The following is a 13,469-nucleotide window of genomic DNA, read 5'->3' on the forward strand; positions in this document are numbered from 1 at the left end:
CCAATAAAACCGGGGTAATCGTGAGATTTGATACCATGTCCATCCCTACCAAGGTGACATGGTATCGAGTACCAAGCATGGCATTTGGCTCAGTCAATGCCCCGTACCATGCCACATAAACACGGTGCTTGGCGATGCACAAAGCTGCCAGAATTTGCCAGACCCAAAAAGCCAAAAGCCCGCAATTACGCGGGCTCCAGGGCATTTCTTGCTAGTTAGTGCCGGACAATGCCGGACGTCCCATCATTCCCACTCAATCGTCGCCGGCGGCTTGCTCGACACGTCGTAAGTGACGCGCGAAATGCCTTCGATTTCATTGATGATGCGGCCGCTGACAGTTTCCAGCAGTTCGTAAGGCAGGTGCGCCCAACGTGCGGTCATGAAGTCGATGGTTTCTACGGCACGCAGGGCAACGACCCAGGCGTAACGACGGCCGTCGCCGACCACGCCGACCGATTTGACTGGCTGGAATACTACGAACGCCTGGCTGACCTTGTGGTACCAGTCGGCTTTGCGCAGTTCTTCGATGAAGATGTGGTCGGCACGACGCAGCAGGTCGGCGTATTCCTTTTTCACTTCACCGAGGATGCGCACACCCAGGCCCGGGCCCGGGAACGGGTGACGGTAGACCATGTCGTACGGCAGGCCCAGTTCCAGGCCCAGACGACGCACTTCATCCTTGAACAGTTCGCGCAGTGGCTCGACCAGTTTCAGGTTCATCTCTTCCGGCAGGCCGCCCACGTTGTGGTGCGACTTGATCACGTGGGCCTTGCCGCTTTTCGCGCCAGCCGACTCGATCACGTCCGGGTAGATGGTGCCCTGAGCCAGGTACTTGATGTTGTCCAGCTTGCAGGATTCGGCATCGAACACGTCGATGAAGGTACGGCCGATGATCTTGCGCTTCTTTTCCGGGTCGGCTTCGCCGGCCAGGTTGTTGAGGAACTGCTCCTCAGCGTTGGCGCGGATCACCTTGACGCCCATGTTCTCGGCGAACATGGCCATCACTTGCTCGCCTTCGTGCAGACGCAGCAGGCCGTTGTCGACGAAGACGCAGGTCAGTTGATCGCCGATGGCTTTGTGCAGCAGCGCGGCAACCACCGAGGAGTCAACGCCGCCGGACAGACCCAGCAGCACGTTGTCGGTGCCGACCTGAGCGCGGATGTTGGCGATGGCGTCTTCAGCGATCTTCGACGGCGTCCACAGGGCTTCACAACCGCAGATGTCGAGGACGAAGCGCGAGAGGATGCGCCCGCCCTGCTTGGTGTGGGTCACTTCCGGGTGGAACTGCACGCCGTAGTAGGCGCGGTCGTCGTTGAACATACCGGCGATCGGGCAGCTCGGGGTGCTGGCGAGGATGTGGAAGTCTTCCGGCATCTTGGTGACTTTGTCACCGTGGCTCATCCACACGTCGAGGCCGAACAGGCCGTCGGCGTCGATGTGGTCTTCGATGCCGTCGAGCAGGCGGCTCTTGCCGACCACGTCAACGCGGGCGTAACCGAACTCACGCAGTTCGGAACCTTCAACCTTGCCGCCCAGTTGCTCGGCCATGGTCTGCATGCCGTAGCAGATGCCGAACACCGGAACGCCGAGGTCGAACACCGCCTGCGGGCAGCGAGGGCTGTTGGCTTCGTGCACGGACTCGGGGCCGCCGGCGAGGATGACGCCTTTAGGGGCGAATTCGCGGATCGCATCTTCGTCCATGTCGAACGGGTGCAGTTCGCAGTACACGCCGATCTCGCGCACGCGGCGGGCAATCAGCTGGGTGTATTGCGAACCGAAGTCGAGGATCAGGATGCGGTGAGCGTGAATGTCGAGGGCCATGACTCATTCTCATGTAGTGAATCAGAAACAACTCGGGGCTGAATGAACAGCCCCGGTGATTTAACGTTTTGCTGGAAGCCTCAACCTACGCGGTAGTTTGGCGCTTCCTTGGTGATCTGCACGTCGTGAACGTGGGACTCGGCCATGCCGGCACCGGTGATCCGCACGAACTCGGGCTTGGTACGCATTTCTTCGATGTTGGCGCTGCCGGTGTAACCCATCGAGGAACGCAGACCGCCCATCAACTGGTGAATGATCGCGCTCAGGGTGCCTTTGTACGGCACACGACCTTCGATGCCTTCCGGGACCAGTTTCTCGGCACCTGCCGAGGAGTCCTGGAAGTAACGGTCGGACGAGCCCTGGGCCTGGGACATGGCGCCCAGCGAACCCATGCCGCGATAAGCCTTGTACGAACGACCCTGGAACAGTTCGATCTCGCCCGGGGCCTCTTCGGTACCGGCGAACATCGAGCCCATCATCACGCAGGACGCACCGGCCACGATGGCCTTGGACAGGTCACCGGAGAAACGGATACCGCCGTCGGCGATCAACGGTACGCCAGTGCCTTCAAGGGCAGCGGCGACGTTGGCGATGGCACTGATTTGCGGTACGCCGACACCGGCGACGATACGGGTGGTGCAGATCGAGCCAGGGCCGATACCGACCTTGACTGCGTCGGCGCCCGCTTCGGCCAGGGCCTTGGCGGCAGCGCCGGTGGCGATGTTGCCGCCGATCACCTGCACTTCAGGGAAGTTCTCTTTGACCCAGCGTACGCGGTCGATCACGCCTTTGGAGTGACCGTGTGCGGTGTCGACCACCACCACGTCCACGCCGGCATTGACCAGTGCAGTCACGCGATCACCGGTGTCTTTACCGGTGCCGACCGCAGCGCCAACGCGCAGACGACCTTGATCGTCCTTGCTGGCCAGCGGGTAGGCTTTGGCTTTTTCGATGTCGTTGACGGTCATCATGCCTTTGAGGGCGAATTTGTCGTCGACGATCAGCACGCGCTCGATGCGGTGCTTGTGCAGCAGTTCACGGACGTCGTTCTTGTCGGCGCCTTCCTTGACCGTGACCAGACGCTCTTTAGGCGTCATCACTTCGCGGACAGTGGCTTCCAGACGGTTTTCGAAACGTACGTCGCGGGAGGTGACGATGCCGACCAGGTCGCCATCGTGCAGGACCGGAACGCCGGAGATATTGTGCAGACGGGTCAGTTCGAACAGATCACGCACCGTGGCATCGGCCTCGATGGTGATGGGATCCTTGACCACACCGGCTTCGAACTTCTTGACCTTGCGCACTTCGGCAGCTTGCTGCTCGATGGTCATGTTCTTGTGGATAATGCCGATGCCACCTTCCTGAGCCATGGCGATTGCCAGACGGGCTTCAGTAACGGTGTCCATGGCGGCAGAAACCAGAGGAATATTCAGTTCGATGCCACGGGTAAGACGGGTCTTGAGACTGACTTCGTTGGGAAGTACCTCGGAATAACCGGGCACTAGGAGAATGTCGTCGAATGTCAGAGCTTCTTGGCTGATACGCAGCATCGCGGGGGCTCCCGAGCGGGAAAATGGAAGCGCGCCATTATAGTCAGACACCCCCTGCTGTTCAATGTAAAACTCAGCCTAATTGATAGATGGAAAAGCCCGGCCCTACAGCTCCACCTTGACCCAAGAGACAGGTTGATCGAGCCAATCGGCGAACTCGTCGATAAAGCTCTGCTTGAACCCCGCCTCCAGCCAATTGTTGAAAATGAAGCCGAGGTTGGAAAACGCGCATTCCTGCAGAAACAGGAAGCCGTTGATGTCGTCCTCATGCCCGCATTCCGGGCAGGTGAAATTGTCGGTGCGGCCTGGAAACCAGTCTTCAAGACTCTCGAACAGCGCCTCGCCCACTTCGCGACGGCACTCGGCGCAACCGGCCTCTTCGAGAAAGCCCTTGGCCGGGGTGTAGATGCAGCGTTTGGTGACGATCTCCAGGCCATTGACCGGCTCGCCGAACGGCAGCGCTTGCGGGTGCAGCACCACGGCGCGAGCACCATCAGCGATGGCGTGGGCCATACGGTTGCCGGTGCGGCCGCAGGTGGTCAATTGTTCTTCGATGATGTTCTTGCGCACCAGCCAGCGCACGATCGCCCGCGCTCGGGGCTCGTGCACCGGCAGGGTGGAGATTTTCGGGACGATAATGCTTTGCGAGTTCATGGTGGAGCCTGCTGCCAGTATTTAAGATTTCCAATGTGGGAGCGAGCCTGCTCGCGAAAGCGCAGTGTCAGGCTGCATTTTTGTTGCTGACCCACCGCATTCGCGAGCAGGCTCGCTCCCACAAGGAACTGCGGCCGGCAGCTTAATCCCTGAAGAAATCCGGTCAAGTGCTGAAATAGCGCACCATCAACGCGATCCCGCTGGCCAGCACCAGCCAAGTCACCAGCCGCACAAACGCCTCGCGCGACAACCTCATGGTCAGCCGCCGGCCGATCCACAAGCCCAGCGCCATGGCCGGCAACAGACACAGCGCCAGCATCAACAAGGGTGGCTCGGCATACACACCGGCGATGACAAACAGACTCAAGCGCACCACGGTGCTGCAACTGATCAAGGCACTTTGCGTGGCCCGCGCCGCGTCCTTGGGCAGGCGGCTGTTCAGATAGATCGCGTAAAGAAAGCCGCCACTGCCAAACAACGCGCCGAACAACCCACCCACCGTGCCCATCGGCACCGCCCACGCCGCTGACAACTGCGCCGGCCGCGCTTTGACCCACAGGCTGTAGACCGCATAGGCGCTGATAAACAGCCCCATCAACAACAGCAACAGATCGGATTTCAGATTCAGCAGGAAGATCACCCCCAACGTGCAGCCGATCGCCATGCACGGCAGCAGCCTGAGCAATTCCGGCTTGGCGACGTCGCGCCGCGAGGGCAGCAGATTGCCGAATGCCGCGACGAAATCCAGCAGCACCAGCAGCGGCACGATTTTCGATAGCGGCATAAACAGAATCAGCATCGGCCCCGCGACCAGCGCCGTGCCGAAACCGGCGATGCCGAAGACGATGTAGGCCAGGGCAATGGCCAACCCGATGACCGCCCAACCGCCAGCGCCCCACGACCACGCCCCCAACAGCTCCATCATGCTCATCGTCCGCATCCTTTATAAGACCGCGCTGACTGTAGCCAGTAGCGGGCAGCACGACCAGATATCAAATTGATCCCATGTGGGAGCGAGCCTGCTCGCGAAGGCGGAGTGTCATTCCCCGTTGTTGTCCGCTGACACAATGCTTTCGCGAGCAGGCTCGCTCCCACAGGGTTTTGTGTGGGTGTCATGGTGATTGGCGGGCAAATGCCTTTAAACTGCGCCCCATGATTAAAGATCCCTTTGCAAGACTTGGCCTGGACCGTGAAGTCCTGACCGTCAGCCAGCTCAACGGCCGCGCGCGGGTGTTGCTCGAAGACGTGTTCAGCAACATCTGGGTCGAAGGCGAAATCTCCAACCTCGCGCGCCCGGCGTCCGGCCACGTCTACTTCACCCTCAAGGACAGCGGCGCGCAGGTGCGTTGCGCGCTGTTCCGGCAGAACGCCGCGCGCGTACGTCAGGCGTTGAAGGATGGTCTGGCGGTCAAGGTGCGCGGCAAGGTTTCGCTGTTCGAAGGCCGTGGCGACTATCAGCTGATCCTCGACACCGTGGAGCCGGCCGGTGACGGCGCGCTGCGTCTGGCCTTCGATGCGCTGAAGGAAAAGCTCAGCGCCGAAGGCCTGTTCAGTGCCGAACGCAAAGTGCCGCTGCCCGCCCATCCACAGCGCATCGGCATCATCAGCTCGCCGACCGGCGCGGTGATTCGCGACATCATCAGCGTATTCCGCCGCCGTGCGCCGCAGGTGCAACTGACCCTGATTCCAACCGCTGTGCAGGGCCGCGAGGCCACCGCGCAGATTGTCCGCGCGCTGAAAATGGCCGATGCCCGTGGCTTCGACGCGCTGATCCTCGCCCGTGGCGGCGGCTCGCTGGAAGACCTCTGGTGCTTCAACGAAGAAGCGGTGGCGCGCGCGGTCGATGCCTGTGTCACGCCGATCGTCAGCGCCGTCGGCCATGAAACCGATGTTTCGATCAGCGATTTTGTCGCCGACGTCCGCGCCCCCACGCCCTCGGCCGCCGCCGAACTGCTCGCCCCGGATTCCAGCCATCTGATCCGTCAGGTCGAGAGCCTGCACCGGCGTCTGGTGATGCGCATGCGTGACCGCTTGATGCGTGATCGCCTGCGTCTGGAAGGCATGGCCCGACGGTTGCGGCATCCCGGCGAACGTCTGCGCCAGCAGGCTCAGCGTCTGGATGATCTGGACATGCGCATGCGCCGGGCCTTCGAACGCCATCTCAATACCCGCCGCGAACGCCTGATCCGTCTGGAAACCCGCCTCGCCGGGCAACATCCAGGGCGCCAACTGGCGATGCTTCGCCAGCGCCTCGACAGCCTCGGCGAACGTCTGCCCCGGGCCATGCGCGATGCTCTGAAACAGCGTCGGCAGCAATTGCACAGTCAGATGCAGACGCTGCACGTGGTCAGCCCGTTGGCGACTCTCGGCCGGGGTTACAGCATTCTGCTCGACGAGCGTGGCCACGCGATCCGCAACGCCGCGCAGACCCACACCGGCCAGCGCCTGAAAGCCAAGCTCGGCGAAGGCGAACTGCAAGTGCGCGTCGAGGACAATCACCTGACGCCCGTCACCCTCTCTTTACTGGACTGATCCATGCCGCGTTTTCTCGCTCCGCTGCTGTTGCTCTGCCTGACCTTCAACGCCCACGCCGACAGTTACATCACTCGGCTGCTGAACAAACCGGTGCCGGGCGGCGTCGCCGTGGTGGATCTGGGCACCGCCGCGCAGGCGCCGAAAGCCACCTATCAAGGCAAACCGGTGCTGGTGGTCAAAGAGCAGAACAACTGGCTGGCGATCGTCGGCGTGCCGCTGACGGTCAAGCCTGGCGCGCAGCAGATCAGCAGTGGCGGGCGTAACCTGCCGTTTACCGTGGGCAGCAAGAAATACCCGGAACAGCACATCACCCTGAAGAACAAACAGCAGGTCAATCCGAACGCCGACAACCTCAAGCGCATTGAAGGCGAACTGGCGGAACAGATCGCGGCTTATCGCAGTTTCAGCCCGAACACGCCGAGCAATCTGCTGCTGGACAAACCGGTCAACGGGCCGCTGTCGAGCAAGTTCGGTGTGCGTCGTTTCTTCAACGGCGAAGAGCGCAATCCTCACGCCGGCCTCGATTTCGCAGTGCCGGCGGGCACGCCAATCAAGACCCCGGCGGCGGGCAAGGTGATTCTGATCGGCAATTACTTCTTCAACGGCAACACGGTGTTCGTTGACCACGGCCAAGGCTTTATCAGCATGTTCTGCCACATGTCGAAGATCGACGTGAAAAACGGCCAGCAACTGGCCCGTGGCGCGGTGGTGGGCAAGGTCGGCGCGACCGGCCGCGCGACCGGGCCGCATATGCACTGGAACGTCAGCCTGAATGACGCGCGGGTGGATCCGGCGATTTTCATTGGGGCTTTCCAACCTTGAATATGGGTTGAGGCGACCGGCCTCTTCGCGAGCAGGCTCGCTCCCACACTGGATCTTATTCACAACAAAGATCCCCTGTGGGAGCGAGCCTGCTCGCGAAGGCGCCCTATAAAACACCGCCATACTCAATGAATCTCCTAAAACTCAATTGCGCCCCAATCTAGCCTTACGCAAACATCAACAACTTCCACCGCCTAAAGCGCAATAAATTCCTGCAAAACCCCGCTTTTCGGGTATTCCTCTCAATTTTTTCCGACTGCTTGCCATCCTTTCCCCTCGCGGTTAGGGTTGAAGCCATGAAAACCTCTCACACCCTCATTCAGCTTCGCCAGCACCGCAGCCTGTGCCTCGTCAGCGCACGACTGCCAGGCTGAATCGCTGCGCCTCGTCCCACGCTTTTCCAAGAACATTCGTTCAACCGGCAGGCCGCCTCTTTTCGGCCCAGACAACAAGGAATTTCCCGATGAGCATGCTCAAAGACCCGTCTTCGAAATACCGCGCGTTTCCCGTCATCAACCTGCCGGATCGTACCTGGCCGTCGAAGACCATCGACGCCGCGCCGATCTGGTGCAGCTCCGACCTGCGTGACGGCAACCAGTCGCTGATCGAACCAATGGACGCGGCGAAGAAGCTGCGCTTCTGGAAAACCCTGGTGCAGGTCGGCGTGAAGGAGATCGAAGCGTCGTTCCCGGCCGCGTCGCAAACCGACTTCGACTTCGTGCGTACGCTGATCGAAGAAGGCCACATCCCGGACGACACCACCATTCAGGTGCTCACCCAGGGCCGTGAAGACCTGATCGAGCGCACCTTCGAATCCCTGCGCGGGGCGAAGAAAGCCATCGTTCACCTGTACAACGCCACCTCGCCTTCTTTCCGTCGCATCGTCTTCAACCAGGACAAGGACGGTATCAAGGCCATCGCCGTCAACGCTGCCAAGCTGTTCGTCAAATACGCGGCCATGCAGCCGGAGACCGAGTGGACCTTCGAATACTCGCCGGAAACCTTCAGCGCTACCGAGCTGGAATTCGCCAAGGAAGTCTGCGACGCCGTGATCGAGGTGTGGAACCCGACGCCTGAGCACAAGATGATTCTCAACCTGCCGGCCACGGTTGAATGCGCGACGCCGAACGTCTACGCCGACCAGATCGAATGGTTTGGTCGCAACATCAACCGTCGTGACAGCGTGATCATCAGCCTGCACACCCACAACGACCGGGGCACCGGCGTCGCGGCCACCGAGCTGGGCCTGATGGCCGGCGCCGATCGCGTCGAAGGCTGCCTGTTCGGCAACGGCGAGCGCACCGGCAACGTCGACCTCGTCACCGTCGCGCTGAACATGTACACCCAGGGCGTCGACCCTGAGCTGGACTTCTCCGACATCGACGGCGTGCGCAAGGTCGTCGAAGAGTGCAACCAGATCCAGGCGCACCCGCGTCATCCGTACGTTGGCGACCTGGTTCACACCGCGTTCTCCGGCTCGCACCAGGACGCAATCCGCAAGGGCTTCGCCCAGCAGAAACCGGACACCCTGTGGGAAGTGCCGTACCTGCCGATCGACCCGGCCGACATCGGTCGCAGCTACGAGGCGGTGATCCGCGTCAACAGCCAGTCGGGCAAGGGCGGCATCGCTTACTTGCTGGAGCAGGAATACGGCATCAGCCTGCCACGGCGCATGCAGATCGAGTTCAGCCAGGTCGTGCAGCGTGAGACCGACCGTTTGGGCCTGGAGATGACGGCCAAGCAGATTCACTCGCTGTTGATCAGCGAATACCTGCAGGCCAACACCCCGTACGCGCTGGTCAGCCATCGTCTGCAGGAAGAAAACGGCAACAGCGCCGTCGAAGTGGAAGTGGCCAGCAAAGGTCAGGGCGAAACCAACCTGCACTGGCGCGGCAAGGGCAACGGCGCGCTGGAAGCCCTGGTCGCCGGCCTGCCGATTCCGGTGGAAATCATGGACTACAACGAACACGCGATCGGCGCAGGCACCAATGCCAAAGCGGCGGCCTATATCGAATTGCGGGTGAACGGTGAACGTGCAGTGCACGGCGTGGGTATCGATGAAAACATCACCACGGCGAGTTTCAAGGCATTGTTCAGCGCGCTGAACCGCTCGCTGAGCCAGCCAGAGGCGAAAGCGGCGTAATCCCGACTGCTGAAATGCGAAAGGCCCCGGAGTGTGAGCTCCGGGGCCTTTTTTTGTAGATCAAAGGATGCGATCGTTCCCATGCTCCGCGTGGGAATGCCTCAAGGGACGCTCCGCGTCCAGTGACGCGGAGCGTCACGGGCTGCATTCCCACGCAGAGCGTGGGAACGATCGGCTGCGTTAGGTGAACTCGAAAGTGTCGGCATCCAGGTTCGCCGGAAAGCGCTCGCGATACGCCGCCAACGGCGCCGCTTCCAGAATCACCTTGAACACGCCATCCGCCTCCCCCGCCGCCAGCAACGTCTCGCCCTGGAAATCCAACACCTGACTGTCGCCGGTATACGCGAAGCCTTTGCCATCGCTGCCCACCCGATTTACCGCTGCCACGTAGCAGAGATTTTCAATCGCTCGTGCCGGCAGCAGGCGGTTCCAGTGCAGACGCCGTGCGCCCGGCCAGTTGGCGGTGTACAGCAGCAGATCGGTGTCCTGCGCGTCGCGGCTCCACACCGGGAAACGCAGGTCGTAGCAGATCAGCGGACGAATCCGCCAACCCTTGAGCTCGAACTGCACCTGACGCTCGCCCGGCGTGTAATGGTTGTGCTCGCCGGCCATACGAAACAGGTGACGCTTGTCGTAATGCAGCACTTCGCCGTCCGGCCGCGCCCAGAGCAAGCGGTTGCGATGGCTGCCGTCAGCCGCCTGGATGATCACGCTGCCAGTGATGACCGCATCGAACTTCGCCGCCTGCGCCCGCAGCCATTTGCTGGTCGGACCGTTTTCCGCTTCGGCGAGGGTTTCCGATTCCATCGAGAATCCGGTGGTGAACATCTCCGGCAGGATAATCAGATCGGCGCCACGGGCCTGTTCCAGCAACAACTCGAAGTGCTCGAGGTTGGCCCGGCGGTCGTGCCAGGCCAGGCTGGTCTGGATCAGCGCCAGAGTCAGGTCTGGCAATGCACTCAGATCACGCATAGTTTTGCCGCCGCTTCACGCAGCGTCTCCTCGCGTTTGGCAAAGCACAGGCGTATCAGGCGCTGGCCTTGCGGTGGATTCTGGTAGAACACTGACACCGGAATGCTCGCGACACCGTGCTCGCGAGTCATCCACATGGCCATGTCGACATCGTTCAGATCCGGACGGATCTGCGAATAATCGACCAACTGGAAATAGGTGCCGGTGACTCGGGTAAAGCTGAAGCGCGATGGCGCAAGCAGATCGCAGAACAGATCGCGCTTGGCCTGATAGAAACCCGGCAGCTCTTCAACGTGTTCCGGGTGCTCGGCCATGTAATCGGCCAGCGCGTATTGCAGCGGCGTGACGCCACAGAAACTGACGTACTGATGCACCTTGCGCAGCTCGGCCGTCAGCGCTGGCGGGGCGACGACGTAGCCGGTTTTCCAGCCGGTGACGTGGTACGTCTTGCCGAACGAACTGATCACGAACGCGCGCTGATACAGCTCTTCATGGGCCAGCACGCTGACATGCGGCACGCCGTCGAAGACCAGGTGTTCGTAGACTTCGTCGCTGATCAGATAGATGTCGCGATCACGGATCAACGCCGCCAGTTGATCGAGCTCGTCGCGGCTGATCAATGCGCCGCTCGGGTTGTGCGGGGTGTTGATGACGATCATTTTCGTCCGCGGACTGAGGGCCGCTGCGAGTTGATCGAAATCGATGGAGAAATCGTCCGGATTCAGCTGCACATGCACGCAACGACCACCCGCCAATTCTGTCGCCGGTGCGTAGCTGTCGTAGCACGGATCGAAGACGATGACTTCATCGCCGCTGTGAATCACTGCCTGAATCGCGCAGAAGATTGCCTGAGTCGCACCGGGCGTTACCGTCACTTCATGATCGGCATCGACTGTCACGCCATAGCTGCGCGCGATCTTGGCCGCGATCTGCTGACGCAACGCCGGCAAACCGGTCATCGGCGAATACTGGTTATGGCCACTGGCGATATGCCGCCCGACCGCATCACGCAACGACTGCGGGCCGTCGAAATCCGGGAAACCCTGGGACAGGTTGATCGCGCCGGTCTGCGCCGCGAGCTGAGACATCTGCGTGAAAATAGTGATGCCGACATTCGGCAGCTTGCTGGTGATCATCGGGGGTTCTCTGCTCAACACCCGGCTCTGACGACGGCGCGGGAGAGCCCGAGGATAGCCCATCCGGCGCCCATAAAAAAAGGGCGCCAAACGGCGACCTTCTCTCATTGAACAAACCCAATCCTGTGGCGAGGGGATTTATCCCCGTTCCGGCTGCGAAGCAGTCGCAAACCCGTTGAATGCGGTTTGACTGATACACCGCGGACACAGGTTTTGGGGCTGCTGCGCAGCCCATCGGGGATAAATCCCCTCGCCACAAAAGCCCCACACAAAATTGTGCAGGGCCTCGGATCACTTCTTGTCGCGGCGCTTCTTGCTGGCTTTCTTGTTGTGCGACATCAAGCGACGCTTCTTGTTGACCTGGCGGTCGGTCAGCGTGTTCTTGTTGCCTTCGTACGGGTTCTCGCCGCCCTTGAACTCGATGCGGATCGGCGTACCGACCAGCTTGAGTACACGACGGTAAGTGTTCTCCAGATAGCGCACGTACGACTTCGGCACTTTCTCGATCTGGTTACCGTGGATCACGATGATCGGCGGGTTCGCACCACCCAAGTGAGCGTAACGCAGCTTGATCCGGCGGTTGTTGACCATTGGCGGCGCGTGCTCGCCCACCGCATCTTCCAGAATCTGGGTCAGACGGTTGGTCGGCCAGCGGGTAACAGCGGACTTGAACGAGTTCTGCACCGAAGCGTAGAGGTTGCCCACGCCCGTGCCGTGCAACGCCGAGATGAAGTGAATGTCGGCGTAGTCGACGAAGAACAGACGACGTTGCAGCTCGACTTTCACAAAGTCGCGCTCGCTCGGCGTCATGCCATCCCACTTGTTGATCGCGATGACCAGCGCACGACCGGATTCGATCGCGAAGCCCAGCAGGTTCAGGTCGTGATCGACCACACCCTCGCGGGCGTCCATCACGAAGATCACCACGTTGGCGTCTTTGATCGCCTGCAGGGTTTTGACCACGGAGAATTTTTCGACTTCTTCGTGGATCTTGCCGCGCTTGCGCACACCGGCGGTGTCGATCAGCGTGTACTTCTCTTCATTGCGCTCGAACGGAATGTAGATGCTGTCGCGGGTGGTGCCCGGCTGGTCGTACACGATGACCCGGTCTTCACCAAGCATGCGGTTGACCAGGGTCGACTTGCCGACGTTCGGACGACCGATGATGGCGATCTTGATCCCGTCTTTTTCGCTCGGACCAGGAATGCGCTTGGCTTCCTCGCCTTCGGCAACGACTTCTTCCTCTTCACCTTCAGCAGGCTCGTCATCATCGCGCGGGAACTCGCTCAGGGCGGCTTCCAGCAGTTGCGTGATGCCACGGCCGTGGGCGCCAGCGATCGGGATCGCGTGGCCCATGCCCAGCGGGGCGAATTCGGCGCGGGCCATTTCCGGGTCGATGTTGTCGACCTTGTTGGCCACCACGTGGGAACGCTTGTTACGTTTGCGCAAATGCTCGGCGATCATCTGGTCGGCAGCGGTAAAACCGGCCTTGGCATCTACCAGAAACAGCACCACATCGGCTTCTTCGATGGCCAGCAGCGACTGCTCGGCCATTTTTTCGTCCATACCATGTTCGTCACCGGAGATACCGCCGGTGTCGATCAGAATGTAGGAACGCCCTTGCCACTTGGCCTCACCGTACTGGCGATCACGGGTCAGACCGGACAGGTCGCCGACGATGGCGTCACGAGTCCTGGTCAGGCGGTTGAACAAGGTGGACTTGCCGACGTTCGGTCGGCCCACCAGGGCGATTACGGGAACCATGCGGCTCTCCACTTCGTTATTTCAGAAAATACAAAAGCCGCTGCGAGGCAGCGGCTGGTGCTCGGGGCAACA

10 protein-coding genes are annotated in these 13,469 nt (G+C 61.0%); 3 read left to right on the plus strand and 7 right to left on the minus strand.

Translation table 11 applies throughout. The features are described 5' to 3' along the window. Nucleotides 1-243: 243 nt before the first annotated feature. The 4 genes from guaA to NF676_RS21900 form a co-directional block, all read right to left on the minus strand. Nucleotides 244-1,821, minus strand: a complete 1,578-nt coding sequence (gene guaA, locus NF676_RS21885; protein ID WP_016773344.1) for a glutamine-hydrolyzing GMP synthase — start codon at nt 1,819-1,821, stop codon at nt 244-246. 80 nt (nt 1,822-1,901) lie between these two features. Further along, on the minus strand, nt 1,902-3,371 hold the full coding sequence (gene guaB, locus NF676_RS21890) for an IMP dehydrogenase (protein WP_016773343.1): 1,470 nt from the start codon (nt 3,369-3,371) through the stop codon (nt 1,902-1,904). Nucleotides 3,372-3,476: 105 nt separating this feature from the next. Further along, entirely contained in the window at nt 3,477-4,025 is a 549-nt protein-coding gene (locus NF676_RS21895; RefSeq protein WP_041479923.1) for a sugar ABC transporter ATPase, read from the minus strand. Nucleotides 4,026-4,188: 163 nt separating this feature from the next. Next, nucleotides 4,189-4,956 (minus strand): sulfite exporter TauE/SafE family protein, encoded by a 768-nt coding sequence (locus NF676_RS21900; RefSeq protein WP_252886770.1) that lies wholly within the window; start codon nt 4,954-4,956, stop codon nt 4,189-4,191. Between the two features lie 221 nt (nt 4,957-5,177). On the opposite strand from NF676_RS21900, the gene xseA reads away from it, so the two are divergent. From xseA to leuA, 3 genes are all read left to right on the plus strand, one after another. Then, nucleotides 5,178-6,557 carry an exodeoxyribonuclease VII large subunit gene (xseA, locus tag NF676_RS21905; RefSeq protein ID WP_252886771.1) on the plus strand — a complete coding sequence of 460 codons (1,380 nt, stop codon included), beginning with the start codon at nt 5,178-5,180 and terminating at the stop codon, nt 6,555-6,557. Nucleotides 6,558-6,560: 3 nt separating this feature from the next. After that, nucleotides 6,561-7,382, plus strand: coding sequence for a peptidoglycan DD-metalloendopeptidase family protein (locus tag NF676_RS21910; RefSeq protein WP_083353522.1), 822 nt, complete (start codon nt 6,561-6,563; stop codon nt 7,380-7,382). A 463-nt stretch (nt 7,383-7,845) separates the two neighbouring features. Beyond that, nucleotides 7,846-9,525 (plus strand): 2-isopropylmalate synthase, encoded by a 1,680-nt coding sequence (leuA, locus tag NF676_RS21915; RefSeq protein ID WP_252886772.1) that lies wholly within the window; start codon nt 7,846-7,848, stop codon nt 9,523-9,525. Between the two features lie 180 nt (nt 9,526-9,705). On the opposite strand, the gene NF676_RS21920 is transcribed toward leuA, so the two are convergent. The 3 genes from NF676_RS21920 to der all read right to left on the minus strand — a co-directional run bounded on the left by NF676_RS21920 (nt 9,706) and on the right by der (nt 13,397). Beyond that, entirely contained in the window at nt 9,706-10,497 is a 792-nt protein-coding gene (locus NF676_RS21920) for an amidohydrolase (protein WP_041479926.1), read from the minus strand. Further along, on the minus strand, nt 10,485-11,633 hold the full coding sequence (locus tag NF676_RS21925) for a pyridoxal phosphate-dependent aminotransferase (RefSeq protein ID WP_041479927.1): 1,149 nt from the start codon (nt 11,631-11,633) through the stop codon (nt 10,485-10,487). The genes NF676_RS21920 and NF676_RS21925 overlap by 13 nt, the downstream gene beginning before the upstream one ends. A 291-nt stretch (nt 11,634-11,924) precedes the next feature. Next, on the minus strand, nt 11,925-13,397 hold the full coding sequence (gene der, locus NF676_RS21930) for a ribosome biogenesis GTPase Der (protein WP_024014210.1): 1,473 nt from the start codon (nt 13,395-13,397) through the stop codon (nt 11,925-11,927). Nucleotides 13,398-13,469 lie beyond the last annotated feature (72 nt).

Origin of the sequence: Pseudomonas siliginis (assembly GCF_024072275.1) — a bacterium.
Classification (GTDB): domain Bacteria; phylum Pseudomonadota; class Gammaproteobacteria; order Pseudomonadales; family Pseudomonadaceae; genus Aquipseudomonas; species Aquipseudomonas siliginis.

What these genes read in the sequence shown, in the direction of transcription:
- guaA (WP_016773344.1), bottom strand. Translation starts at nt 1,821, where the DNA reads ATGGCCCTCGACATTCACGCTCACCGCATCCTGATCCTCGACTTCGGT.
- guaB (WP_016773343.1), bottom strand. Translation starts at nt 3,371, where the DNA reads ATGCTGCGTATCAGCCAAGAAGCTCTGACATTCGACGACATTCTCCTA.
- NF676_RS21895 (WP_041479923.1), bottom strand. Translation starts at nt 4,025, where the DNA reads ATGAACTCGCAAAGCATTATCGTCCCGAAAATCTCCACCCTGCCGGTG.
- NF676_RS21900 (WP_252886770.1), bottom strand. Translation starts at nt 4,956, where the DNA reads ATGAGCATGATGGAGCTGTTGGGGGCGTGGTCGTGGGGCGCTGGCGGT.
- xseA (WP_252886771.1), top strand. Translation starts at nt 5,178, where the DNA reads ATGATTAAAGATCCCTTTGCAAGACTTGGCCTGGACCGTGAAGTCCTG.
- NF676_RS21910 (WP_083353522.1), top strand. Translation starts at nt 6,561, where the DNA reads ATGCCGCGTTTTCTCGCTCCGCTGCTGTTGCTCTGCCTGACCTTCAAC.
- leuA (WP_252886772.1), top strand. Translation starts at nt 7,846, where the DNA reads ATGAGCATGCTCAAAGACCCGTCTTCGAAATACCGCGCGTTTCCCGTC.
- NF676_RS21920 (WP_041479926.1), bottom strand. Translation starts at nt 10,497, where the DNA reads ATGCGTGATCTGAGTGCATTGCCAGACCTGACTCTGGCGCTGATCCAG.
- NF676_RS21925 (WP_041479927.1), bottom strand. Translation starts at nt 11,633, where the DNA reads ATGATCACCAGCAAGCTGCCGAATGTCGGCATCACTATTTTCACGCAG.
- der (WP_024014210.1), bottom strand. Translation starts at nt 13,397, where the DNA reads ATGGTTCCCGTAATCGCCCTGGTGGGCCGACCGAACGTCGGCAAGTCC.